The following is a 24,969-nucleotide window of genomic DNA, read 5'->3' as shown; positions in this document are numbered from 1 at the left end:
TTCCAGGGCCCACTGAACACCCGGAAGTTACAGAAAAAGCGACCTTAGGGTCGCTTTTTTTGTTTGTGCTGATTTTTGCTGCGCCAAGCCTATCGTATTCAGTTAGCAGGGGCCTGTGGGAGCGGGTTTACCCGCGAAGAAGGCGACGCGGTGTATGAACACCGGCTTCGCCGGTGTTCGCGGGTAAACCCGCTCCCACAGGGTCTGTGCCGCGCTGCGGTATCAACGCTTGCGTTCTTCCTCCCGCAACGTCAGCACCTCGACCCCTGCCTCCGTCACCGCCACCGTATGTTCCCACTGCGCAGAAAGCGTATGGTCGCGGGTGATCACCGTCCACCCGTCCTTCAACGTCCGTGTCCCACGCCCGCCCTGGTTGATCATCGGCTCGATGGTAAACACCATGCCAGGCTTGAGCGTCATGCCCATGCCGCGCTGCCCGTAATGCAGCACCTCCGGCTTTTCATGCATTTGCTGGCCAATGCCATGCCCACAATATTCGCGCACCACGCTGTAGCCCGCTGCTTCGGCATGGGCCTGGATAGCATGGCCAATGTCACCCAGCGTCGCCCCCGGGCGCACCTGCTCGATGCCTTTCCATAGCGCGTCATAGGTGGTGTCGACCAACCGCCGGGCCTCATCGCTGATCACGCCAAGGCAATACATCTTCGACGAATCGGCGATATAGCCGCCTTGTTCGAGGGTGATGTCGACATTGATGATCGACCCTTCCTTCAGCACTTCATCAGCCTTCGGCATGCCGTGGCAGACCACATGGTCCACTGACGTATTAAGCGCGTAGGGGAACCCATACTGGCCCTTGCTCGCCGGGCGTGCCTTCAGGCTGTCGACGATGAACGCCTCGGCAAGGTCGTTGATCTGCATCGTGGTTACGCCAGGGCGTATGAAACGGTCGAGCTCTGCAAATACCTGGGCCAGCAGCTGACCGGCGTTGCGCATGACGTCGAGTTGGGCGGGGGTTTTGAGGATCACCTGGGACATGGGGGGAGGGCAGTAACTCTGGCTGAAATGTGCCCCAGCATAGCGCTGCGAGCCTGCGAGATGCCACCGCATGGTGCGCCAAACCGGCCCTGATAGCGCAGGCCCTGTAGGAGCGGGCTTGCCCGCGATGAGGCCAGTACAGCTGGCCCGGTAATTGCTGGCTTGCCTCTACCCAGGGCGATCAATGCCGATTGCCCGCACATTTTCACGACAAAGGCGCCGTGTTGCCCCGCTTGCCATGCAAGCCGGGGCAGCCGGCGCCTTTTGTGTTTTTACCAGGAGACCGGCCCATGAGCAGCAGCGAAGTACGCAGTGTCTGCCCGTATTGCGGCGTCGGCTGCGGCATTGTCATGAGCGTGGCCGACGGCAAAGTCAGCAAGATCAGCGGCGACAAGCAGCACCCCAGCAATTTTGGCCGCCTGTGCACCAAAGGCCTGACCGCGCACGTACCGCTGAGCGCGGCCGGGCGCATGGAAGACGCCTACCTGCGCCAGCAGCGCAGCCAGCAACCGGCGCGCACAGGCCTGGACCAGGCCATCGCCCAGGCCGCCGAGCGCCTGCGCGGCATTATCGACCAGCACGGCCCCGATGCCGTGGCCTTGTATGTGTCGGGGCAGATGTCGCTAGAGGCGCAGTACCTGGCCAACAAACTGGCCAAGGGTTTTATCCGCACCCGCCATATCGAGTCCAATTCACGGCTGTGCATGGCCAGCGCTGGCAGCGGCTACAAGCTGTCATTGGGCGCCGATGGCCCGCCCGGCAGCTACCAGGACTTCGAGCACGCGGAGGTGTTTCTGGTGATCGGCGCCAACATGGCCGACTGTCACCCAATCCTGTTCCTGCGCCTGCTCGACCGGCTGAAAGCCGGCGCCAGGCTGATCGTCGTCGACCCCCGGCGCACGGCCACCGCAGACAAGGCCGACCTGTTCTTGCAGGTACGCCCGGGCACCGACATGGCCCTGCTCAATGGCTTGCTGCACCTGCTGCACCAGAACGGCCACACAAACGCTGACTTCATCGCCCGTCACACCGAGGGCTGGGAAGACCTGCCTGCATTCCTGGAGGACTACAGCCCCGCCCGCGTCGCCGCCATCACCGGCCTGAGCGAAGCCGACATCCGCACCGCTGCCGAATGGCTCGGCGGTGCCAAGGACTGGATGAGCTGCTGGACCATGGGCCTTAACCAGAGCATCCATGGCACCTGGCACAGCAACGCGATCTGCAACCTGCACCTGGCCACCGGCGCCATTTGCCGCCCTGGCAGCGGGCCGTTCTCCCTCACCGGGCAACCGAATGCCATGGGCGGCCGCGAGATGGGCTACATGGGGCCGGGCCTGCCGGGGCAGCGATCGGCGTTGGTGGCCGCCGACCGCGCCTTCGTCGAAAACCAGTGGCAGCTGGCCCCAGGCAGCCTGCGCAGCGAAGGCGGCGAGGGCACCGTGGCGCTGTTCGAGCAGATGAAGCGCGGCGAGGTCAAGGCGTGCTGGATCATCTGCAGCAACCCGGTGGCCAGCGTCGCCAATCGCCAGCAGGTGATCGACGGCCTGCGCCAGGCTGAACTGGTGATCACCCAGGATGCGTTTCTCGACACCGAGACCAACCGCTACGCCGACATCCTGTTGCCGGCCGCGCTGTGGGCCGAAGGCGAGGGCGTGATGGTCAACAGTGAACGCAACCTGACCTTGATGCCCCGCGCCGTGGCACCCCCAGGCCAAAGCCTGCCGGACTGGCAGATCATCGCCCGCATCGCCTGCGCCATGGGCTATGCCGAAGCCTTCGACTACCCCGATGCCGAAGCGGTGTACGAAGAAATCCGCCGTTTCCACAACCCGGCAACCGGCTACGACCTGCGCGGTATCGGCTACACCGACCTGCGCGCGCAGCCGCGCCAGTGGCCCTGCGCGCCAGGCCAAGAGGCCCCGCGCAGCCCGCTGCGTTACCAGAACGACGGCAGCAGCCAGCCGCTGTTGCTCGACGCCCAGGGCAAGCGCCCGGCGCTGGCGTTTCCGACGGCCAGTGGCAAAGCGCGCTTCTTCGCCCGCCCTTGGCTGCCTGCGCCCGAGCTGCCCGACGCGGACTACCCGATGGTGCTCAACACCGGCCGTGTGCAGCACCAATGGCACACCCTGACCAAGACCGGCAAGGTGCCTGCGCTGAACAAACTCGAGCCCGGCCCCTTTGTCGAGCTGCACCCTGACGATGCCGCGCGCCTGGGTATTCGCGACAAGGACCAGGTGGCCGTCCGCTCGCGGCGGGGGCAGGCGCTGTTGCCGGCACGGGTCAGTGATCGGGTCATGCCGGGCAACTGTTTCGCCCCCTTCCACTGGAACGATGTGATGGGCGAGCAGCTGGCGATCAATGCCGTGACCTGCGATGCCGTCGACCCGCTGTCGCTGCAGCCGGCCTTCAAACACTGCGCCGTGGCCCTGCAGCGGGTTGCCGGCGAACGTATCGACGCCGTTGACCAGAGCGCCGCCACTGCCAACCCGGAGCCTGCCCGCATGCCGACCGCCACCCTGTCCCGTCTGCTTGGCCTGGACACCCTGCCAGCCCCGGTGCTGGCCGAGGAGGAGCGTCATTACGTGCAGGGCTTTTTGCTCGGCCTGGACCAGGCCCGCGCTGAGGGGGTGCCCAGCCTGCCGGCCAGTGCGCCGCTGGCCGCAAGCCGGCGGCTGTTCGTCGATGGGCTATTGGCGGGGTTGTTCGCCCAGCCTTCGGTACTGCCTAGCCCGGCGCTTGCGGCGCCCCAGCATCAGGTGCTGTGGGCCTCGCAAACCGGTAACGGTGAGGCACTGGCCGAACGCTGTGCCGAACGCCTGCGTGGCGCCGGCCTCGCCGTGCAGCTCAGTTGCATGGCAGCGGTCAGCCCGCAGCAGTTGCACGGCGCGGCCAGTGTCGTACTGATCGCCAGTACGTTCGGCGATGGCGATGCGCCCGACAGTGCGACGGCGTTCTGGCAAGCCCTGCAAAGCGAGGAGGGCGCCCATTGTGCCGACGTGCCTTATGCCGTGTTGGCCTTGGGTGACTCCAGTTACGACCAGTTTTGCGGGTTTGGCCGCAAGCTCGATCAGCGCCTGGCCGAGCTGGGCGGGCGGCGGTTGTTGCCACGGGTGGACTGCGAGCCGGACTTCGATGAGGCATTCGCCACCTGGCTCGACGCCTTGTCATCGCAGTTGGGCAGCGCCGCTGCGCCCCAGGCAAGCAGCGCACCCGCGCCCGTGGAGGCCTACAGCAAGCAGCAACCCTGGTCGGCCACCTTGCTGGAAAACCGCGTGCTCAACGCCCCAGGTGCCAGCAAGGAGACCCGCCAACTGGTGTTCGATCTGTCGGGCAGCACGTTTACCTACCAGCCGGGCGATGCCTTGGGCGTATGGCCGCGTAACTGCCCGGCGTTGGTCGAGGAGTTGCTGGCACTGATGCGCCTCGATGGCCAGGCCCTGGTTGAGGTCAAAGGCCAGCCTGCGCTGCCGTTGGCCGTTGCCATGCAAGCCCACCTGGAAATCGCTAAGGTCACCCCTGCGCAGTTACAGGTGTTCAGCCAGACGGCGGCGGACCTGCGCCGGCTGCTTCAGCCTGAGCACAAGGCCGAGCTGCAGAGCTGGTTGTGGGGGCGGCAATTGGCGGACGTACTGCGCGAGTTCCCGCAAGACCTGCCATTGGCCACCTGGCTTGACCTGCTCAAGCCGTTGCAGCCGCGCTTGTACTCGATCAGTTCCAGCCCGTTGGCGCACCCCGGCCAGGTTCACCTGACGGTCTCGACGGTGCGATACGGGCAGCGCAAAGGGGCCTGCTCGACCTTTCTGGCCGACCGCGCGCAAGGCATCAAGGTGGCGATCTTCCCGCAGGCATCGAAGCATTTTCGCCTGCCAGAGGACGACAGTGTGCCGGTGGTCATGGTCGGCCCAGGCACGGGTATCGCGCCGTTCCGGGCGTTTCTGGAAGAGCGCGAAGCGCGTGGGGCCAGTGGGCAGAACTGGCTGTTCTTCGGTGAGCAGTCTGCCGCCAGCGATTTCTATTACCAAGCGCAGTTGCAAGCTTGGCAGGCGACCGGCCATGTGCGCCTGGACACCGCCTTCTCGCGCGACCAGGCCGAGAAAATCTATGTGCAGCAGCGCATGCACGAGCAGGGCGCTGACCTCTGGCGGTGGCTTGAAGGGGGTGCGTTCTTTTATGTGTGCGGCGATGCCCAGCGCATGGCCAAGGATGTGGACAGCGCCTTGCGCGCGATCGTCGCGGAGCATGGCGGTATGAGCGAGGCTGCGGCGGATGCGTATGTAGAGGCATTGAGCAAGGCCAAGCGCTATCGGCGCGATGTGTATTGAGTGCACCGGGATGGGGAGGGGTGCACCTTGGCTGTGCGGTTTGGGGTGCCTGTACCGGCCTTTTCGCAGCACAAGGCTGCTCCTACCGGTTCTGCACACTCCCTGTAGGAGCAGCCTTGTGCTGCGAAGAGGCCCAAAAGGCAGTATTTGGCACACTCCCTGCTTTAGCAGCTTCACAACACGCCCCACTGGTCAACGGCGATCAACCAGGGGCACACCCTGATGAGTACAGGCAAAGGCGCCTGGAGCTTCGGCTCCAGGCGTTTTTTTTTGATCGAGGATCGGCTATGAAGGCAACAGCGAACGGCGGACAACGCGAGAAACTGGTCATTGTCGGCAACGGCATGGTCGGCCACCACTGCGTCGAGCAACTGATCGAGCGGGGCGCCTTGGAGCGGTTCGAGGTGCGGGTGTTCGGCGAAGAACGCCAACGTGCCTACGACCGCGTGCACCTGTCCGAGTACTTCGGCGGCAGCTGTGCCGAAACCCTGGCCCTGTGCGAGCAAGGCTTCTATACCCGCCAAGGCGTACACCTGCACTTGGGCGAGCCTGTGCTGGAGATCGACCGCGCGCGCTGCGAAGTGGTCACCGCCGAAGGCCGCTATGGCTACGACCAGTTGATCCTGGCCACCGGCTCATACCCCTTCGTACCCCCGATCGAAGGCTCCAGCGGCAATGCCCGCCTGGTCTACCGCACCCTCGACGACCTCGACGCCATCCGCGCCGCCGCCCAGGGTGCCCGCCGAGGGGTGGTGGTCGGCGGGGGCTTGTTGGGCCTCGAAGCAGCCAATGCGCTGAAGTCGCTCGGCCTGGAAGCCCATGTGGTGGAGTTCGCCCCTCGGCTGATGCCGGTGCAGTTGGACGGCGAGGGCGGCGCGGCGCTCAAGGCGCAGATCGAGGCCTTGGGCGTGGGCGTGCACCTGTCCCGCGCCACCCAGTCGATCAGCGCCGGTGAGGCGTATCGCTACCGCATGAACTTCGACGGCGGCGAGCACCTGGAAACCGACCTGATCGTGTTCTCTGCCGGTATCCGCCCGCAGGATGCCCTGGGCCGCGCGTGCGGGCTGGAGATCGCCGCCCGTGGCGGGGTGGTGATCGACAATCACTGCCGCACCCATGACGCCCGCATCTTCGCCATCGGCGAGTGCGCTTCATGGAATGGCAGCGTGTTCGGCTTGGTCGCGCCGGGCTACAGCATGGCGCGCAACCTGGCGGCGCTGCTGGTGGGCGATGAAGCGGTGCCGTTCACCGGCGCCGACATGTCGACCAAGCTCAAGCTGCTGGGCGTGGATGTCGGCTCGATCGGCGATGCCCATGGCGCTACGCCGGGCTCGCGCAGCTACCGCTTCATCGACGAAGCCAATGCGGCCTATCGCCGGCTGGTGGTGGATGCCAGTGGCAAGCATGTGCTCGGCGCGGTGCTGGTCGGTGACAACAGCTACTACGATACCCTGCTGCAGTACGCGCAAAACGGCATCGCCCTGCCTGCCGACCCGGCCGCCCTGATTTTGCCGCAAACGGGCGGTGCGCCGACCTTGGGCGCCGATGCGCTGCCCGACAGCGCGACCATCTGCTCGTGCCACAACGTCAGCAAGGGCGCAGTCTGCGCCGCTATCGACAGCGGCTGCAGCGACCTCGCTGCGGTCAAGGGGTGCACCAAAGCGGCCAGCGGTTGCGGCGGCTGTGCGGCCCTGCTCAAGCAGGTGTTCGAGCACGAACTGACCGCCCGCGGCGTGACCGTCGACAAAAGCCTGTGCGAACACTTTGCCTACACCCGTCAGGAGCTTTACGGGCTGGTGCGGGTTGGCGGCATTCGCACCTTCAATGACCTGCTCGCGCGCCATGGCAAAGGCCATGTCGGTTGCGATATCTGCAAGCCGGCGGTGGGCAATATCCTCGCCTCGTGCTGGAACCAGCCGATCATGGACCCGGCGCTGGTGCCGCTGCAGGACACCAACGACACCTTCATGGCCAACATGCAGAAAAACGGTACCTACTCGGTGGTGCCGCGCATCCCTGGGGGCGAAATCACCCCGGACAAGCTGATCGTGATCGGCCAAGTGGCAAAAAAGTACGACCTCTACACCAAGATCACCGGTGGCCAACGCATCGACCTGTTCGGCGCTCAGCTGCACGAGTTGCCGCTGATCTGGGGCGAGTTGATCGAAGCCGGTTTCGAGACGGGCCATGCCTACGGCAAGTCGACCCGCACGGTGAAGTCGTGCGTGGGCAGCACCTGGTGCCGTTACGGTGTGCAGGACAGCGTCGCCATGGCCCTGCGCTTGGAAGACCGCTACAAGGGCCTGCGCAGCCCGCACAAGCTCAAGTTCGCGGTGTCTGGCTGCACCCGCGAATGCGCCGAGGCGCAGAGCAAGGACATCGGCGTGATCGCCACCGACAAGGGCTGGAACCTGTACGTGTGCGGCAACGGCGGCATGCGCCCGCGCCACGCCGAGCTGTTTGCCACCGACCTGGACGACGAGACCCTGGTGCGCCTGATCGACCGTGTGCTGATGTTCTACATCCGCACTGCCGACAAACTGCAGCGCACCTCGGTCTGGCGCGAAAGCCTGGAGGGCGGGCTGGACTACCTCAAGCAGGTGATCCTCGACGACAGCCTGGGCCTGGCCGCCGAGCTTGAGGCGCAGATGCAGCATGTGGTCGACCACTATGAATGCGAATGGGCCAATGCCCTCAACGACCCGGAGAAGCTCAAGCGCTTCCGCACCTTCGTCAACGACCACCGCGCCGACCCGGACGTGCACTTCGTCCGCGAGCGCGATCAGCGCCGCCCAGCGGCGCCGCTGCACCTGATCCCCACTGCCGAGGAGGCTGTCTGATGAACCTGTCCAATACTGCTGTAGCCCACCAGACGAACTGGCAGACAGTCTGCCAAGCGTGCGACCTGGTAGCCGATTCCGGCGTGGTGGTGTGGCACGAGGGGGCCCAGGTGGCGCTGTTTTACTTGCCGGGTCAGGAACAGCCACTGTATGCGCTGGACAACCGCGACCCGCGCTCGGGTGCCAACATCATTGGCCGCGGGCTGGTGGGTAGCTTGCAGGGTGAGTTGGTGGTGGCGGCGCCGCTGTACAAACAGCATTTCAGCCTGCACAGCGGGGAATGCCTGGAAGATGCCGGGCAGCGGCTGCGGGTGTGGCCGGTGCGGCTGAACGGGGAGGCTGTGGAAGTGGCGGTGGCCTGATCTGCATCGTGCAACTGTACCGGCCCTTTCGCGGGCAAGTCGGACCGCGAAGGGGCCGGTACAGGCCGCTTAGATAACCAACCCCTGTGGTGTACGCCCGGCAAACACATCCACCAGGCTTGCCACCACCATTTCGCCCATGCGCGTGCGGGTCTGCACGGTGGCGCTGGCTCGGTGCGGCTGCAGCACCACATCCTCGCGCTCGAACAACGCCTCGGGCACCCGAGGTTCATCGGCAAACACATCCAGCGCCGCCCCGGCGATCTCACCCGCTTCAAGTGCCGCGATCAACGCAGGCTCGTCCACCAACTTGCCACGGGCGATATTGATCAGGTAGCCGTCTGGGCCAAGCGCCTGCAGCACCTTGCGCCCCACCAACGCCTCGCCTTGGTCGGCGGCCGCCGCCAGAATCAGCGCATCGCTGTCTTTGGCCAATTGCTGCAAGTTCGACTCGAAGCCATAAGGCACGTCCTGTGGCTGCAGGTCGGTGTAGCGAATCGGGCAGCCAAACGCTGCCGCCCGCTGGGCCACCGCGCGGCCGACGCGGCCCATGCCGACGATACCCACACGCATGCCCGACACCTGCCGCGCCAACGGCAATGGCGCCAGCGGTGTGGCGCTGGTGGCCCAGTGGCCGGCGCGGACGAACCGGTCACCGCTGCACAGCCCTCGGCACACGCCAATCAGCAAGCCGATTGCGAGGTCGGCGACATCCTCGGTCAGCGCGCCGAGGGTTGCAGTCACCTGGATACCCCGATCACGCGCATAGGCCAGGTCGATGGCATCGGTGCCAACGCCATTCACTGCGATCACTTCCAGCTTGGGCAGGCGCGCCATCAGCGCTTGGCTGATGCCTGTATGGCCGCCGGTGACCACGGCGCGGATGGTGTTGCCATGCGCGCTGACATAGGCGTCCTTGTCGGCTTGCTCGTAGTACCGGTGCACGGTGAACAGCGCTTCCAGGCGCTCGCGGACTTCTGGGATGAGGATCGGGCTCAGTTGCAGGACTTCAGGTTTCATCGGTCACTCCTTAAAAGGCAAGGTGTCAGCCACGGCCGACGAAGGGCATGTTGCTGGCCATCACGGTCATGTTGAGCACGTTGGCGTCCAACGGCAGGGCGGCGATGTAGCGCACGGCATCGGCCACATGGCGCACGTCGAGCATCGGCTCGGCGGCAATCTCGCCATTGGCCTGGCGCACACCGCGGGTCATGCGCTCGGACAGTTCGGTCAGGGCGTTGCCGATGTCCACCTGGCTGCACACGATGTTGTAGGGGCGGCCGTCCAGGGCCAGGGCTTTGGTCAGGCCCAGCACCGCGTGCTTGCTGGCGGTGTAGGGCGCAGTGAAGGGGCGTGGGGTATGCGCCGAAATCGAACCGTTGTTGACGATTCGCCCGCCCTGCGGCTGCTGCCTGCGCATCAAGCCAAAGGCCGCACGGGCGCAGAGGAACACGCCGTCGACATTGGTGGCGATGACATTGCGCCAGTTCTCCAGCGGCAGTTCGTCGATGGGCACGGCAGGCGCGTTGACCCCGGCATTATTGAAGATCAGGTCGAGGCGGCCATGAACCTCCTCGATGGTGGCGAACAGCTGGGCGACGCTCTGTTCGTCGCGCACATCGGTGGGCACCGCGAGGGCCTCGCCACCGGCTGCTCGGGCCTGTTCTGCCAACGCCTGCAAGGGTTCGGCACGCCGGCCGGCGAGGACCAGGCTGAAGCCATCAGCCAGCAGCCCCAGGGCGACGGCGCGGCCAATGCCGCTGCCGGCACCGGTGACCAAGGCGATTTTCTTGTTGTGTGTTTGGCTCATCTGTTTGCTCCAGAAATTCAGGCGGCGTGGGCGGTGTGGCGTGCGGGACGAGGGCCAACGCGCAGTTGCAACTCGCCGATGCCGTCGATGCCGGCATGGATCACATCGCCAGGGTTGAGCGGGGCCACGCCAGGCGGGCTGCCGGTCATGATCAGGTCACCGGGGCGCAGCGGCAGTTGCCGGGACAGGCGGCTGATGACCTCGGCCAATGGCCAGGTCTGCTGGCTCAGCCGGGCGCGCTGGCGCTCCTCGCCGTTGACCTTCAGCCACAGCGCAGCGTCCAGTGGCCAGCCCAGTTCGCTGGCCGGCACCAGGGCAGTCATCGGCGCCGAGGCTTCGAATACCTTGGCGCCCTCCCAGGGCAGCCCTTCGCTTTTGGCCTGGCGCTGGCGATCGCGCAGGGTCAGGTCCAGGCCAGCAGCAAAGCCATAGACGTGCTCCAGAGCGTTTTCTGGGCTGATGTCGGCACCGCCTTTGCTGATCGCCACCACCCACTCGATTTCATGGCAAAACTCTTCAGTCTGCGGCGGGAAGGGCAGTTCGCCCTGTGCCTCGACCACGTTGCTGGCCGGCTTCATGAAAAAGACCGGCTCACGGGGCGCTGGGTCGGTGGCCTGTGGCCAGGGGTAGTTGCGGCCCAGGCAGAACACGCGGCCAACCGGGAAGCGCGCGTCGCTGCCTTGGATGGGCAGGCTGACGATGGCTGGCGGGTCGAACAGGTAAGTCATGGGTCAATCCTCTGTGCTGGAGTGGCCAGCCTAGCCAGCGGCTGGCGGGCAAAGTTGGACGATAAAAGGGACGGTTTGGATAAAAACGGGGGATCTGCGGTGGCGCTTCCGGCACTCACCGCGCCTGCTTATGCCGCGGTTTTGAGCTCGATCCGGTACAGCTTGCCGAGCAACAGCGAGTAGGACAGGGTGCCCATCAACGCCACCCCGCCGATAAACCAGAACGCCAAGGCGAAGGAGCCACTGGCCTGCACGATCGCGCCAATCACGATCGGGGTGACGATGCCGCCGATGTTCGCGGCCAGGCTGGTGACCCCGCCGGTCAGCCCGATCAGTTGCTTGGGTGCCACTTCCGAAACCGCTGCCCACGACGACGAGGCGATGCCCTGGGCAAAGAACGCCAGCGTCAGCACGGCGATACACAGCACGTTGGAGTCGGTGAAGTTGACCAACACGATCGACATGCCCAGCATCGACCCGACCACCAGCGGCAGCTTGCGTGCAAAGGACAGCGAGTAGCCCCGGCGGATCAGCAGGTCGGAAACGATCCCCGCCAGCAAGATGCCGACCGTGGCGCCAATGAACGGCATCACCGCGAAGATGCCGACTTTGATCAGCGTCAGCTGGCGCTCTTCGATCAGGTAGGTGGGGAACCAGGTGAGGAAGAAGTACAGCGCTGAGGTGCTGGCGAACTTGCCCAGGCAGATGGCCCACACCTGGCGGTAGCGGAACAGTTCGGCGACCTGGCGCCAGTCGAAACGGGTGCGCTCCTGGCTGCTTCTGACCAGCCCGCCGCCGTCCTCGATGTAGGCCAGTTCTTCCTTGCTGACCTTCTTGCAGTTGAGCGGGTCGCGGTACAGGAACAACCACACCACGCCAAACACGATACCAATCAGGCCGGTGCTGTAGAACACATGGCGCCAGTCATAGGTGGTCGCCAGCCACAGCAATGCCCCAGTGAACAAGGCTGTGCCCAGGTACTGGCCGCACACGTAGATGCTGCTGGCCATGCCCCGTTCGCGGGCAGGGAACCACACGGTGACAGCGCGGCTGTTGGCGGGGAAGGCCGGTGCCTCCATGGCACCGACGGCCAGGCGCAGGCCGAACAGCGAGGTGAAGCCGCTGGCCAGGCCCTGGGCGACAGTGACAGCCGACCAGCTGATCAGCGAGACGCCGTAGGTCAGGCGCGAGCCGAAGCGGTCGGCAATGAAGCCGGCTGGCACCAAAGCCAGGGCGTAGGTCCAGGCGAACGCGGAGAAGATCAAGCCCATCTCGACTTTGTCCAGGCTCAGGTCCTTGGCCATGAAGGGTGCCGCGATGGAGATGTTGACCCGGTCGACGTAGTTGATGATGGTCGCCAGCAGCAGCAGCGAGAGCATGAACCATCGACGGCGGGTGGGTAGGCGTTGCGATGCGACCGCGTCCACTGCGAACGCAGGCGCCGCAGTGCGGGAAGTAGGCGTGCTCGACATGAGTCGACCTCGTTTGTTGTTGTTGGTAGAGGTTGGGCTGCAGTCCCTTTTTTAAGGTGGTCGTACAACATCGGAAAATCAACGGCGGTTTTAGACCGTTTTTTTCACTTGGAACGGGGTAGGGCTGCGCTGTCCAAAAAACTCAGCGGGCGGGGTTTTGTCTGCTTTTTTTGCTTTGGATGGCGGTTTTAAAGGGCTGCGTCGATTTCTGCCGGATACGTTTTTTGCAGTGGGCTTCAAAATTATGAGTTTCGACGTCGTACAACTCATTGCCAGGCAAGCCGCTTGCCGTTCAGAATTCCCGCATGGCAGGCAACGTCAGCGCCAAGCCCCCAGAACGGAGACCCCCATGCCCCCCAAGCGCGAAGTCCCGACCTACGTCATGCAACAGCGCAGCGAGCTGATGGATTTCTACATCCGCGACCAGCGCGGCCGACCGGCCGAAACCGCGCCACACCGACACGAGTATTTTCAGATCCAGGTCAATTTCGGCGGCGATACGGTGCAGCACATCGGCAGCGTGCAGCGCCCGTTCAAACGCAACACCCTGGCCTTCATCCTGCCGCACCGGGTGCATGTCATCCCGCACCCGGACGACAGCGATTTCGTGGTCATCAACTTTTCCCAGACATTCCTGCTGCCGCACCTGCCTTGCGACCCCATGGACTTGGAAGAAGTGTCGATACTGCAGGCCCCTGAACTGTCACCGTTCCGCTTCCAGGAGCACCTGGATTTTCACCTCGCCGAGGCCGATTTCAGCGAGGTGCGGCGTATTCTCGGGCAGATGCGTGAACTCGATGCCAACCGCCGCTTCGGCAGCCGTGAAATCCTCAAGGGCCTGTTGCTGCAACTGATCGGCCAGGTGTGCGGCTTGTACGCCGACCCCCTGCGCGAGCTGGCCGAGAGCAATGCCGCGCAACTCAGCCGGCGCGCCGCGTTGGGGCGCATGAGCGAGTACCTGCGCAGGCACATCGACGACCCTGACCTCAACCTGCAGAAGGTCGCCGCCGCCACGTACCTGTCGCCCACCTACTTGACCCATTGGCTGCGCAAGGAAATCGGCAAGACCTTCAGCGAATTGGTGCTGGAGCGGCGCATGCACGCCGCGCGCAATTACCTGCTTAACGGCAGCCGCCCGGTCGGTGAGGTGGCTCGGCTGTGCGGCTTTGCTGATGAAGCGTATTTTTCGCGGCGCTTCCGGCAGATCCATGGCTTGCCGCCGGGGCAGTTCCGCCGCCAGCAGCGCGACCCGGATACACCGCAGGTAGCCATGCGGTAAGCTTGAGGCCATGAACCTCGACACCCGCATCAAGTACCGCCACCTGCTGTGCTTCCTGGAGATTGCCCGGCAGGGCAGCCTGGCCAGGGCCGCAGACATCCTCGCCATCAGCCAGCCCGCGATTTCCAAGACCCTCAAGGAACTCGAAGCGCTGCTGGAAACACGCCTGTTCGAACGCAGCCGGCAGGGCGTCGAGCTGACCCCGGCCGGCACCCGCTTCATGCGGTATGCCGGGCCCAGCGTGCAGGCGCTGCGCGATGGCGTCAGCAGCCTGCGCGGCGAGGCGCGGGCACCGTCGCAGGTGCGCATTGGCGTGCTGTCCACGGTCGAGGGCTTGTTGATGCCCGAGGTGCTGTGCCGCCTGCATCAACGCCATGAGGCGTTGCTGATCAGCGTGGTGACCGGTGCCAGCGCGCAGTTGCTCGGCCAGCTACGCCTGGGTGAACTGGAGCTGGTGGTGGGGCGCATGACCGACAGCCCCCAAATTCAGGGCCTGTCGTTCGAGCACCTGTACAGCGAATCGATGAGCCTGGTGGTGCGGCCGGGGCACCCGTTGCTGGCCAACACGCCTGTCGAGCGGGCACAGGTCGGGCGTTACCCCTTGGTGTTGCCGCCCCCAGGCACCACCATTCGCCAGCACGCCGACAGCCTGTTCGTTCAATGCGGTATCCAGATGCCCGCGCAACGCCTGGAAACCCTCTCGCTGGCCCTGAGCCGCCGCTACCTGCTGGGCAGTGATGCGGTGTGGGTGGCGCCACGGGATGCGGTGCTGATCGACCTGGGCCGTGGTGAGCTGGTCGAGCTCGACTTGGGCGTGCGCGAGCCGGGCGGGTCGGTGGGCCTGTGCCGCAACGCGGCGCTGGAGCAGAGCGTGCCAGGGCAGTGGGTGTGCGAGGTGCTGCGTGAGGTGGCGGGGCAGTACCGTGAGGGGCAATACCCCTGACAACTCAGAACGAAGTGAAATTTTTGGCGCGTAAACCCAGGCGAATTCGGCATAAAGGGTCAATACTGGCCAGTGGCTCTAATGTGTCAGATGAATAACCCTTTAAGTACTGAACTTCCTTAGCAAAACCCGCTCCTATGCCGGTAGCCATTGGTCATGGCCGCCTGCTAAGCTCGCGGCTTTACCCTGATTGCCCTTATGGCGCATGAACAAGGAAATAGCATGAAACAGCATCGTTTGGCGGCTGCGGTTGCCCTGGTAGGCCTGGTATTGGCTGGCTGCGACCAACAGGCCAGCAGCCCCGAGCTGAAGACTCCGGCACAGAAAGCCTCCTACGGTATCGGCCTGAACATGGGCAAGAGCCTGGCTCAGGAAGGCATGGAAGACCTTGATTCGAAAGCGGTCGCCCTCGGCATCGAAGACGCCGTCAGCAAGAAAGAGCAGCGCATCAAGGACGAAGAGCTGGTAGAAGCCTTCACCTCGCTGCAGAAGCGCGCCGAAGAGCGTCTGGCCAAGGCCAGCGAAGAAGCCGCCTCCGCCGGCAAGAAGTTCCTCGAAGAAAACGCCAAGAAGCCGGGTGTTGTCACCACCGCTTCGGGCCTGCAGTACGAAGTGATCAAGAAGGCCGACGGCCCGCAGCCTAAGCCGACCGACGTGGTGACTGTTCACTACGAAGGCAAGCTGACCGATGGCAAGGTGTTCGACAGCTCCGTCGAGCGCGGCAGCCCGATTGACCTGCCTGTCAGCGGCGTGATCCCAGGTTGGGTCGAAGGCCTGCAACTGATGCACGTCGGCGAGAAGTACAAGCTGTTCATCCCGGCCGAACTGGCCTACGGTGCCCAGAGCCCGAGCCCGCTGATCCCTGCCAACTCGGTACTGGTGTTCGACCTTGAGCTGATCGCCATCAAAGACCCGGCCCAGCTGCAGGGTGCCGAGCCAGAAGCGCCAGCAGAAGAGCCTGCCAAGTAACACTGGCTGGTTTGCGTAAAACGCCCCGTCTTGACGGGGCGTTTTCGTTTGGGGCAATCGGCTGAGAAGAACCTCTGGCGGCTGATACTGTCCGAGCAATAGCAGCGTGATGAAGTAGGATGCTTCTGACGCAAATCGTTTGCGAATCTGAAACGACTGTGTAAAAAACGCCCGATCTGACCGGGACCCTTGCCTAGTGGGCACCTGACGTCAGAAACTTCGCCCTGTTCACAAGGTTATCCACAATAAATGTGGATAACCTGTCCCTCTCGGAGGCTCCATGAGCGCACCCTGGAATTTCGCCCGTTTTCTGCCGTTGGCCGAGCGCCTGCTCAGCCGCGGGCGGTTGCCGGCCTTGCTGTTCGCCGTGGCCCGCAAAGGCCCGCGGATCGGCCAGCTGCGCGAGGATGTAAAGCTGCTGCAGTCGCTGTGCCTGGCCTGGTGGCGCGGCGAGTACCGCGCCATCAGCCCCAAAGCGCTGGTGACCATCGTTGCCGGCCTGCTGTACTTCGTCAGCCCTATCGACGCTATCCCCGACTGGCTGCTGGGCGTGGGCTTTCTTGACGACATCGCCGTGCTGGGGTGGGTGTTGAAGACCGTGGCCGATGAGCTGGCGCGTTTCAAAGCCTGGCGCGACAGCCAGGCCCCAGAACGCTTGCGCGTGGTGGAACGCTTGCCGGATACCCCCGAAGCGCTGCGCCTGGAACGCAATACGCAGTGAAATCAGCCTGAGCTGCACAGACTCCCGTACTTGGTAATATAATTGGCATAAGGATTATGCCTACGGATTACATGCCGTAATCCTAAGTAAGGGGGTTGTAATGGGTATTCAGGTTATTAGCCGGGACGGTCAGCCCGAGTACGCCGTCGTGCCCTGGGAGCAATACCAGGCACTGCTGAAGGCAGCGGGGCAGCCGCCCGTCGAGGCGGGTGTCAGTGAAGTGCAAAGCGATGCTGCCAGTGCTGCACCTTTACCGGCATTCAGCGAGGTGGCACAAATTCGTCAAGCGAAGGGCATCGCCCCTGAGCTTTTGGCGCGCAATGTGGGTGTAAGCCCCGCGTACCTGGCCATGATCGAGTCAGGCGAGCGACAGCCGGACGCTGCCATCCGCCGCGCCCTGGCCTGGCACCTGGGTGTGGCGGGTTGGAGCGAACCCTCATGAGCCAGGTCAGGATCAGCCGCCAGCACTGGCAGAGCCTGCTGGACGAGCTTGACCTGGCCCGTCGTCAACGTCATCTGCTGACGTACCGTGCGCTTATCGAGCGCTTGCAATTGCCCAGCCCGGCCATGCAGACGCTGACCGCCGCGCTGGAGTACCTGGCGGTGCTCGACGCCCGCGCCGAACAGCCTTTACGCAGTTCGCTGGTGATCAGCCAGGGTGCCAGCCGCCTGCCGCGCACCGGTTTTTTCGAGTGTGTAGAGCGGCTGGGGCGTTTTGCCGGGCCGGTCGACGGCATGGAGGCGGCGTCCTGGCATGCCTCGGAAGTGGTGCGGGTGTTCGAGTACCGTTACCCCGAAGAAGCCTGATTCAGCCGAGCGCAGTACGTTGTAGGAGCAGCCTTGTGCTGCGAAGAGGCCAGTGAAAACACCAAAGATCTGCGGTGTTTTCACTGGCCTCTTCGCAGCACAAGGCTGCTCCTACATACACAGAAAAGGGCCGGGTGTTTTCACACCCGGCCCTTTCGGTTAACGCATGCCTAGCCTCAGTGCTTGGCCACCTGCGAGCTCGCGCTCAGGTAGTCGAGCAGAATGCGCCCTGTCTCGGACAGGTAGGCATCGTCTTCCGGCTTGGTGTTTTCATCTTCAGCCGGCAATGCGTCTTCATCTTCCTTCTTCAGCTCTTTGAGCGGCTCTTCGCCTTTGGCCTTGCGGCGGATGTTTTCCAGGGCCAACTGCTTGCCCTCGATCTCATCGTGGCGGGCACGGCGTTCTTGCTCGTTGAGGCTGACGGTTTTCTCGTTCATCAGCTTCTGGGCCAGGGCCAGGCGGTCGCGGATGTAGGTGAACTCGGCATCCTTGGCGCTGCGCGCTTCATGCTGTGCCTTGAGCTGGGTCAGGTACGGCTTGAACGGGTCGGCCGCTGGCTTGACCACCGGGCGGATGGTGTCCCACGGCATCGCCTCGGGCAGGGCGCTTTCGCCGATTTCCTTGGTGTCGATGATCGATGGGTAGTCGATGTCCGGCAGCACGCCCTGGTGCTGGGTGCTCTGCCCAGACACCCGGTAGAACTTGGCCAAGGTCAGTTTCAGCTCACCATGGTTGAGCGGCTGGATGGTCTGCACGGTGCCTTTGCCGAAGGTCTGGCCACCGATGATCAGTGCGCGGTGGTAGTCCTGCATGGCACCGGCGAAGATCTCCGAGGCGGAGGCCGACAGGCGGTTGACCAGCAGTGCCAGCGGGCCTTTGTAGAAGGCGCCCGGGTTTTCGTCCTCGAGCACGTCGACGCGGCCGTCGCTATTGCGCACCAGCACCGTCGGGCCCTTGTCGATGAACAGGCTGGTCAGCTCGGTGGCTTCCTGCAGCGAACCGCCGCCGTTGTTGCGCAGGTCGATGACTACGCCATCGACTTTCTCTTTTTGCAGTTCGGTGAGCAGCTTCTTCACGTCGCGCGTGGTGCTCTTGTACTCCGGATCACCGGCACGGTAGGCCTTGAAGTCCAGGTAGAAGGCCGGGATCTCGATGATGCCCAGCTTGTAGTCACGGCCGTCCTGCTTGAGCTTGAGCACCGACTTTTTCGCCGCCTGCTCTTCAAGCTTGACGGCTTCGCGGGTGATCGAAACGATCTTGCTGGTCTGGTCGCTCGGGGCATTGCTGGCCGGGATGACCTCCAGGCGCACCACCGAGCCTTTCGGGCCACGGATCAGCTTGACCACTTCGTCCAGGCGCCAGCCGACCACGTCGACCATTTCCTTGTTGCCCTGGGCCACGCCGATGATCTTGTCGGCCGGGGCGACCTGCTTGGTCTTGGCTGCAGGGCCTGCCGGCACCAGGCGGACGATTTTGACCTGGTCGTTGTCGCTTTGCAGCACCGCGCCGATGCCTTCGAGCGACAAGCTCATGTTGATGTCGAAGTTTTCTGCGTTGTCCGGCGACAGGTAGTTGGTGTGCGGGTCGTAGGACTGGGCGAAGGTATTGATGTAGGCCTGGAAGATATCCTCGGCACGGGTCTGGTCCAGGCGTGCCAGCTGGTTCTTGTAGCGCTTGGTCAGGGTTTCCTGGATCTGCTTGGGCTCTTTGCCAGCGATCTTCTGGCGCAGCACTTCGTCTTTGACACGCTTGCGCCACAGGTCGTCGAGCTCGGCCTGGTTTTTCATCCACGGGGCGTCCTTGCGGTCGATCAGCAAGGTTTCCTTGGTGGTGAAGTCGATCTTGTCGACGCCTTTGTTCAGCTCGGCCAGGGCAAAGTCCAGGCGCTGCTTGACGCGGTCAAGGTAGCGTTTGTAGATGGTGAAGCCCGGGTCGAGGTTGCCGCTTTTGAGGAAGTCGTCGAACTGCGTCTTCCACTTGTCGAACTCGGCGATGTCGGCCGCGGTGAAGTAGCTGCGCGCAGGGTCCAGCAGCTTGATGTAGCTGTCGTAGATGATCACCGAGCGGGCGTCATCGAGCGGTGGCTTGCTGTAATGGTGGCGCTTGAGCAGTTCCACCACATTAAGGCTGGCGACGATCTCGTCGCGGTCCGGCTGCAGGCTGTCCCACTTGTTGGCGGCCGCCGCATTGCCGCCGAGCGTAAGGCTGCCGAGGCCAATCATCAGGGCCAGGGCGGTGCTTGGGAGGAAATGCTTCATGCTGATTCGACGTGGAGGCAATTGATCACGCATAGTAGGCCGTCTTTTCCGTTGCCGGTTCCATGGAGCCGGACAAATACTGCAAAAAGCCCGGGGCGAGGGTTCCCCAGGCTCAGTCATGATTCAACTATGGAGGCACTGTGAAGGCATTGCAAGGCGAAGACGGACATGTGGAGTGGGTCGAGGCCGAGCGCCCGGCCCTTGACGCGGGCCAAGTACGCATTCGCGTGGCTGCTGCGGGGCTGAACCGCGCCGACCTGTTGCAAATGAAGGGGCTGTACCCGCCACCGCCTGGCGCCAGCCCTTATATGGGCCTGGAGTGCGCCGGCATTATCGAAGAAGTTGGGCCGGGCGCCGATTGGCGTGTGGGCGAGCGGGTGTGTGCTTTGCTTGCCAGCGGTGCGATGGCTGAAGAAGTGGTGGTCGACGCTCGCCATGTGCTGCCGGTGCCTGAAGGCCTGAGCCTGCATGAAGCGGCGGCGCTGCCTGAGGTGTACGCCACGGCGTGGTTGAACATCTTCCAGTTGGGCGCCGTCAAAGCCGGCGAGAAAGTGCTGGTGCACGCAGGGGCCAGCGGCGTGGGTTCGGCGGCGATCCAGTTGTGCAAGGCGTTTGGCAACCCGGTGTATGTGAGTGTTGGCTCGCAGGATCGCCTGGCCTACTGCGAAGCGCTGGGTGCTGCCGGTGGAGTGGTGCGTAACGAGAACCTCGATGCGTTGGAAGGCGTTGGGCCCTTCGACGTGATTCTTGACCCGGTGGGTGCCAGTTATGGGGAACTCAACCTCAAGCTGCTGGCGCGTGACGGGCGTTGGGTAATCATCGGCCTGATGGGCGGGCGCAAGTTCGAGCTGGACCTGGCACAGGTGCTGGGTAAGCGCTTGGAAATCACCGGCTCAACGCTGCGCAACCGTGACGACGGGTTCAAGGCCGAGTTGCTGCGTGAGTTGCTGCAGCAGGTGTGGCCGCTGTTCGTCGAAGGGCGGTTGTCGGCGCAGTTGGTGGATACCTACCCGGTGGAATTTGCCCAGGCGGCGTATGCCGAGCTTGAGACTAACCAAGTGTCGGGCAAGCTGGTGATGGTGATCGATCCGAGCCTGGTGTAAGCAGGCCCGGCCTCTTCGCGGGGCAAGCCCGCTCCCACAGGTAAATCACTGATCCTGAGCCTGTGATATTCCTGTGGGAGCGGGCTTGTCCCGCGAAGAGGCCAGTATGTTCAGCGCAATGATCAGCGCCAAGTCAGAATCGGCCACCCATTGACCTCGGCATGCTCGCGCAACACCGCATCTGGGTTCACCACAAACGGATGGTCCACCTTCAACAACAACGGCAGATCGTTCCGCGAATCGGAATAGAAACTTGCCCCTTCCAGATTCTCCTGCTCCTGATCCAGCCACTCCAACAACCGGGTGATCTTGCCTTCACGGTAGGTCAGCACCCCATGGGTCTTGCCGGTGTACACCCCATTCACCGCCTCCAGCTCGATCGCCAGGTACTCGTCCACGCCCAACCGCGCCGCAATCGGCCCGACCAAGTGCGTACCCGAGGCGGAAATGATCAGAATACGGTCGCCACGCTTGCGATGCTCAGCGATGCAGCGGCAGGCGTCGCCGAAAATGATCGGCTCGATAACGTCCTCCACCCACGGCTCCACCAGGTGCTCGACCTCTTCCAGGGTGCGCCCGGCAATCGGCTCCAGGCTGAAGGCCATGTAGTCCTCCATCGCCAGGTGGCCCTTGCCATAGGCCTCCATCAATTCATGGTCGCGACGCAGGAAGTCCTTGCCGTCGACCCAGCCCAACCGGGCCATCTGCTCGCTCCACAGTGACGCGCAGTCGCCGTGGATCAGGGTTTCGTCCAGATCGAAAATTGCCAGTGCCATTGTGTTGAATCTCCTTAAGCCACTTCCCGCAGCGCCGTGGGGTCGATCGACAAGGATACTCGCTGGCCGTCTGGATGCAGGTCGGCAGACGAGCGGTTGAGCACGTCGACCACCAGTTCCACCTCACGCACCCGCACCCGGTAACGGATGACGTTGCCCAGCAGGCTGTGGCTGCGCACTTCACCGTCCAGCTCGCCATTCAGGCCCAGGGTGATGGATTCGGGGCGAATGGCCAGGCGGCTGGCCACCGGGCGTTGCAGCAGGCGGCTGGCGCTTTCCGGGTCGAGCAGGTTGTAGTTGCCGATAAAGCCCGCAGCAAACAGGTCCACGGGGGCGGTGTAGAGGGTTTCGGCATCGCCGCTCTGAACGATGCGGCCCTGGTTCATCAGGAAGATGCGGTCTGACATCGTCAAGGCCTCTTCCTGGTCGTGGGTGACGAAGATGGTGGTCAGCCCCAGTTCACGCTGGATAGCACGAATCTGCTCGCGCAGGTGCTTGCGAATGCGCGCATCCAGCGCCGACAGCGGCTCGTCGAGCAGCAGCAGGCGCGGGCGGGTCACCAGTGAACGGGCCAGGGCCACGCGCTGGCACTGGCCACCCGACAACTGGTGCGGGTAGCGCCCGGCGAAGCTGCCCAGCTCCACCAGGTCGAGCACCTCACGCACCCGCGCCTGGCTCTCGTCGGCCTTGACCTTTTGCATGCGCAGGCCAAAGGCAACGTTCTGTTCCACGGTCATGTTGGGGAACAGCGCGTAGCTCTGGAACACCATGCCGATGCCGCGCTTCTGCGGGCTCAGTGGCACGATGTCCTGGCCATCGAGCAGGATGCGCCCCCCGTCCACCGGGGTCAGCCCGGCGATGCAGCGCAGCAGGGTGGACTTGCCGCAGCCGGAGGGGCCGAGCAGGGTGACGAACTCGCCGCGTTCGATCTGGCAGTCGATGTTTTCGAACACCGGTGTGCCGGCATAGCGTTTGTGCAGTTGCTGTACGCTGACGAAGCTCATGTCAGGTCTTGTCCTTGTTCAGGCGGTTGGCGACCCAGGTGAGTACCAGCACGAAGGCGAAGTAGGAGATCACCAGCGCGCTGTTGAAGTGGCCGCTGCTGTTACGCATGTTGTTGAGGTACACCTGCAGCGTCTCGTAGCGGGTGCCGACCAGCAGGTTGGCGAACACGAACTCGCCGAACAGGAACGAGAACGACAGCAGCAGGGCCACCATCAGGCCTTTGCGCAGGTTCGGCAGCACCACCAGGAACGCCGCTTGCCAGGTGCTGGCCCCGAGCAGTTGGGCGGCGTCCATCAGGTCGCGCAGGTTGATCGCCTGCAGGTTGTTGGTGATCGCCCGGTACATGAACGGCAGGGCGATGGTGAAATAGCAGCCGATCAGAATCCACGGGGTGCCGACCATGGCCATGGGCCCGCTGCCATACAGCTGCAGCAACCCCACTGCGGACACCACCGGCGGCACCGCGAACGGCAGCAGGATGAGGATGTTCATCAGCGCGTCGAGCTTGGGGAAGTGGTAGTGCACCACGAACAGCAACGGCAGGATCAGCACCACCGACAGTATCAGTGCGCCCACGCACACCAGCAGCGACTGGCCGAACGCCGCCAGAAAGCGCGGCTCGCTCCACAGCGCCACGTACCACTTCAGGGTCAGGCCGCTGGGCAGCAGGCTGGCCGACCAGCTGGTGGCCACGGAGTAGAGCAGGGTGCCGGCCAGCGGCAGCAGCAAAATCAGGAACAGCAGGTACACCACCAGGCGGTGGTAGAGGCTGCTGGCGTTGGTTTCAGCGCGCATGGTAGCTCCTTTTCAGCAGCCATTGATGGACCACCGTGACCAGCGTCATCAGCCCCACCAGCACCATGGCCAGGGCACTCGCAAGGTTGGGGTCGAGGCTGATGTCACCGGCCACCAGGCCAGCGATGCGGATCGGCAGCACGTTGAAGTTGCCGGTGGTCAACGCATACACCGTGGCATACGCACCCAGGGCATTGGCCAAGAGGATGACGAAGGTGCCGAGCAACGCCGGGGTCAGCACCGGCAGGCCGATATGGCGCCAGAACTGCCAGTGGTTGGCGCCGAGCAGGGCGGCAGACTCACGCCAGTCTTCACGCAAGGCATCGAACGCCGGGTACAGCAACAGCACGCCCAAGGGGATTTGGAAGTAGGTGTACACCAGGATCAGCCCGCTTTTGGAGTAGATGCTGAAGTCTTCCAGCAGGCCGATCTGTTTAAGCAGCAGGGTCAGTGCGCCGTTGAAACCCAGCAGGATGATGAAGGCGAAGGCCAGTGGCACGCCGGCGAAGTTGCTGGTCATGTTGGCGAAGGCACTGACGAAGTCGCGCAGCCGCGAATCCACCTGGCGCAGCGAGTAGGCCCCGAGGGTAGCGATGACGATACCGAACAGGCTCGACCAGAAGCTGATCTCCAGGCTGCGTTGCAAGGCCTGCAGGTAGAACTTCGAGGCGAACACCTTGCTGAAGTTTTCCAACCCCCAGCCCGCCTCGGATTGCACGCTGTTGATCGCCACCCAGGCCAGCGGGGCGATCTGGAAGATGATGAAGAACACAGCGAATGGCAGCAGGCAGAGCAGGGCAAGGTAACGGCCGCGATGGCTGGCGTTCACTTGAGCAGCTCCCGGCACACGGTCTTGTCGTGGGCCACGCCAAGCAGCTCGCAGATGGTGCCGCACAACTCGGTTTGCAGCGGCTTGGCAGCAGGGTCGAGGCTGAAGCCATCGCCAAAGACGAACAAGGGGACCTCGCGTTCCTCGGCCAGCAAGCCATTGTGCGAGCGGTCGTTGTTCATGCCGTGGTCGGCGGTGACCAGCACCTGATAGCCCTCTTCGAGCCAGCGCGGCAGGTAGTCGGCCAAGAGGATGTCGGCGCTGCGTGCCGCGTTGCGGTACTGGCTGCTGTCCAGGCCGTGGCGGTGGCCGACGTCGTCGATGCTCATCGGGTGCACCAGGAGGAAGTTCGGCGCATGCCGGCGGCGCAGGTATTCGGCGTCGGCCAGCAGGTGTGAATCGGGGTAACGGTCGTCCCAGTAGAACAGGCCGTGCTGGATCGGCAGCTTCGGCGCATGGGTGTGGCGGTCACGCTGCGCGTCGAACGGCGAGCGGTTGTACAGCTCGCTCATCCAGTGATAGGCCGCCGCCGCAGTACCCAGCCCCGCTTCGCGGGCGTAGTGGAACACGCTGCGCTGGTTGGACAGGCGGTTGACGTTGTTGTGCACGATGCCGCTGTCGATCGGCGTGACGCCGGTGAGGATGCATTCGTACAACGGGCGCGACAGTGACGGTAGCTCGCACTCAACGCGGTACAGCGCGGCGCGATCGGCCTCGACGTAGGCGTGCAGGTGGCCCATGGCGTGGTGGGCGACCTGGTGGTTGAGGCCGTCGAGCAGGACCAGGATGACGTTGTGTTGCATGGTGGCTCCGCTGGGGTATCAGTCATTACCGCGTCGTCCCATTCGCGGGGCAAGCCCGCTCCCACAGGTACAGCACAGCAACGGCACCTGTGCTGTACCTGTGGGAGCGGGCTCGCCCCGCGAAGAGGCCGGATCAGGCACTAGAAAA

At 63.9% G+C, this 24,969-nt stretch carries 21 protein-coding genes; 10 read left to right on the top strand and 11 right to left on the bottom strand.

All coding sequences use genetic code 11. The features are described 5' to 3' along the window. Positions 1–222: 222 nt before the first annotated feature. Complete coding sequence (map, locus tag MFF34_RS16060) at positions 223–999, bottom strand: type I methionyl aminopeptidase (protein ID WP_097151323.1); 777 nt, start codon at positions 997–999, stop codon at positions 223–225. Positions 1,000–1,289: 290 nt separating this feature from the next. Between map and MFF34_RS16055 the strand changes: the two genes are divergently transcribed. The 3 genes from MFF34_RS16055 to nirD all read left to right on the top strand — a co-directional run bounded on the left by MFF34_RS16055 (position 1,290) and on the right by nirD (position 8,523). Beyond that, a complete protein-coding gene (locus MFF34_RS16055) occupies positions 1,290–5,321 on the top strand; it encodes a bifunctional nitrate reductase/sulfite reductase flavoprotein subunit alpha (protein ID WP_238215209.1) in 4,032 nt (1,343 codons plus the stop codon). Between the two features lie 287 nt (positions 5,322–5,608). Beyond that, on the top strand, positions 5,609–8,161 hold the full coding sequence (gene nirB / locus MFF34_RS16050; protein ID WP_238215208.1) for a nitrite reductase large subunit NirB: 2,553 nt from the start codon (positions 5,609–5,611) through the stop codon (positions 8,159–8,161). Further along, positions 8,161–8,523, top strand: a complete 363-nt coding sequence (nirD, locus tag MFF34_RS16045) for a nitrite reductase small subunit NirD (protein WP_238215206.1) — start codon at positions 8,161–8,163, stop codon at positions 8,521–8,523. The genes nirB and nirD overlap by 1 nt, the downstream gene beginning before the upstream one ends. A gap of 69 nt (positions 8,524–8,592) precedes the next feature. On the opposite strand, the gene MFF34_RS16040 is transcribed toward nirD, so the two are convergent. From MFF34_RS16040 to MFF34_RS16025, 4 genes are all read right to left on the bottom strand, one after another. Beyond that, on the bottom strand, positions 8,593–9,543 hold the full coding sequence (locus MFF34_RS16040) for a 2-hydroxyacid dehydrogenase (RefSeq protein WP_186676169.1): 951 nt from the start codon (positions 9,541–9,543) through the stop codon (positions 8,593–8,595). Between the two features lie 25 nt (positions 9,544–9,568). Further along, positions 9,569–10,333, bottom strand: a complete 765-nt coding sequence (locus tag MFF34_RS16035) for an SDR family oxidoreductase (RefSeq protein WP_085272779.1) — start codon at positions 10,331–10,333, stop codon at positions 9,569–9,571. A gap of 17 nt (positions 10,334–10,350) precedes the next feature. Continuing rightward, positions 10,351–11,061 (bottom strand): fumarylacetoacetate hydrolase family protein, encoded by a 711-nt coding sequence (locus MFF34_RS16030; RefSeq protein ID WP_027595896.1) that lies wholly within the window; start codon positions 11,059–11,061, stop codon positions 10,351–10,353. 128 nt (positions 11,062–11,189) lie between these two features. Further along, on the bottom strand, positions 11,190–12,533 hold the full coding sequence (locus MFF34_RS16025; protein ID WP_238215204.1) for an MFS transporter: 1,344 nt from the start codon (positions 12,531–12,533) through the stop codon (positions 11,190–11,192). A gap of 349 nt (positions 12,534–12,882) precedes the next feature. Here MFF34_RS16025 and MFF34_RS16020 point away from each other — a divergent pair, with 349 nt between their 5' ends. The 6 genes from MFF34_RS16020 to MFF34_RS15995 all read left to right on the top strand — a co-directional run bounded on the left by MFF34_RS16020 (position 12,883) and on the right by MFF34_RS15995 (position 17,252). Then, entirely contained in the window at positions 12,883–13,812 is a 930-nt protein-coding gene (locus tag MFF34_RS16020) for an AraC family transcriptional regulator (protein WP_027595898.1), read from the top strand. A 10-nt stretch (positions 13,813–13,822) separates the two neighbouring features. Continuing rightward, positions 13,823–14,755, top strand: coding sequence for a pca operon transcription factor PcaQ (gene pcaQ, locus MFF34_RS16015; protein WP_099428531.1), 933 nt, complete (start codon positions 13,823–13,825; stop codon positions 14,753–14,755). Between the two features lie 222 nt (positions 14,756–14,977). After that, complete coding sequence (locus MFF34_RS16010; protein ID WP_027595900.1) at positions 14,978–15,724, top strand: FKBP-type peptidyl-prolyl cis-trans isomerase; 747 nt, start codon at positions 14,978–14,980, stop codon at positions 15,722–15,724. A 280-nt stretch (positions 15,725–16,004) separates the two neighbouring features. Continuing rightward, positions 16,005–16,445 carry a YkvA family protein gene (locus tag MFF34_RS16005; RefSeq protein ID WP_027595901.1) on the top strand — a complete coding sequence of 147 codons (441 nt, stop codon included), beginning with the start codon at positions 16,005–16,007 and terminating at the stop codon, positions 16,443–16,445. A 100-nt stretch (positions 16,446–16,545) separates the two neighbouring features. After that, positions 16,546–16,887, top strand: a complete 342-nt coding sequence (locus MFF34_RS16000) for a helix-turn-helix transcriptional regulator (protein WP_238215202.1) — start codon at positions 16,546–16,548, stop codon at positions 16,885–16,887. Beyond that, complete coding sequence (locus MFF34_RS15995; RefSeq protein WP_027595903.1) at positions 16,884–17,252, top strand: hypothetical protein; 369 nt, start codon at positions 16,884–16,886, stop codon at positions 17,250–17,252. Before MFF34_RS16000 ends, MFF34_RS15995 begins: the two co-directional genes overlap by 4 nt. Positions 17,253–17,428: 176 nt before the next feature. On the opposite strand, the gene MFF34_RS15990 is transcribed toward MFF34_RS15995, so the two are convergent. Next, a complete protein-coding gene (locus tag MFF34_RS15990) occupies positions 17,429–19,510 on the bottom strand; it encodes a carboxy terminal-processing peptidase (protein ID WP_238215200.1) in 2,082 nt (693 codons plus the stop codon). 140 nt (positions 19,511–19,650) lie between these two features. Between MFF34_RS15990 and MFF34_RS15985 the strand changes: the two genes are divergently transcribed. Beyond that, positions 19,651–20,613, top strand: coding sequence for an NAD(P)H-quinone oxidoreductase (locus MFF34_RS15985; protein WP_238215198.1), 963 nt, complete (start codon positions 19,651–19,653; stop codon positions 20,611–20,613). A gap of 122 nt (positions 20,614–20,735) precedes the next feature. Here the strand turns inward: MFF34_RS15985 and MFF34_RS15980 are convergent, their stop codons facing one another. The 5 genes from MFF34_RS15980 to MFF34_RS15960 are packed head-to-tail and all read right to left on the bottom strand — an operon-like array spanning position 20,736 to position 24,821. After that, the gene (locus MFF34_RS15980) at positions 20,736–21,389 is read right to left on the bottom strand and encodes an HAD family phosphatase (RefSeq protein WP_238215197.1); all 654 of its coding nucleotides are present in this window, start codon (positions 21,387–21,389) and stop codon (positions 20,736–20,738) included. Between the two features lie 14 nt (positions 21,390–21,403). After that, entirely contained in the window at positions 21,404–22,393 is a 990-nt protein-coding gene (locus tag MFF34_RS15975; RefSeq protein ID WP_027595907.1) for an ABC transporter ATP-binding protein, read from the bottom strand. Between the two features lies 1 nt (position 22,394). After that, the gene (locus MFF34_RS15970) at positions 22,395–23,189 is read right to left on the bottom strand and encodes an ABC transporter permease (RefSeq protein WP_027595908.1); all 795 of its coding nucleotides are present in this window, start codon (positions 23,187–23,189) and stop codon (positions 22,395–22,397) included. After that, on the bottom strand, positions 23,179–24,018 hold the full coding sequence (locus MFF34_RS15965; RefSeq protein ID WP_027595909.1) for an ABC transporter permease subunit: 840 nt from the start codon (positions 24,016–24,018) through the stop codon (positions 23,179–23,181). The genes MFF34_RS15970 and MFF34_RS15965 overlap by 11 nt, the downstream gene beginning before the upstream one ends. After that, on the bottom strand, positions 24,015–24,821 hold the full coding sequence (locus tag MFF34_RS15960) for an alkaline phosphatase family protein (RefSeq protein ID WP_027595910.1): 807 nt from the start codon (positions 24,819–24,821) through the stop codon (positions 24,015–24,017). Before MFF34_RS15960 ends, MFF34_RS15965 begins: the two co-directional genes overlap by 4 nt. Positions 24,822–24,969 lie beyond the last annotated feature (148 nt).

Origin of the sequence: Pseudomonas sp. PAGU 2196 (assembly GCF_022179005.1) — a bacterium.
GTDB lineage: Bacteria > Pseudomonadota > Gammaproteobacteria > Pseudomonadales > Pseudomonadaceae > Aquipseudomonas > Aquipseudomonas kermanshahensis.
Note: the sequence above shows the minus strand (reverse complement) of the source record. Positions and strands in the feature narration are given on the sequence as shown.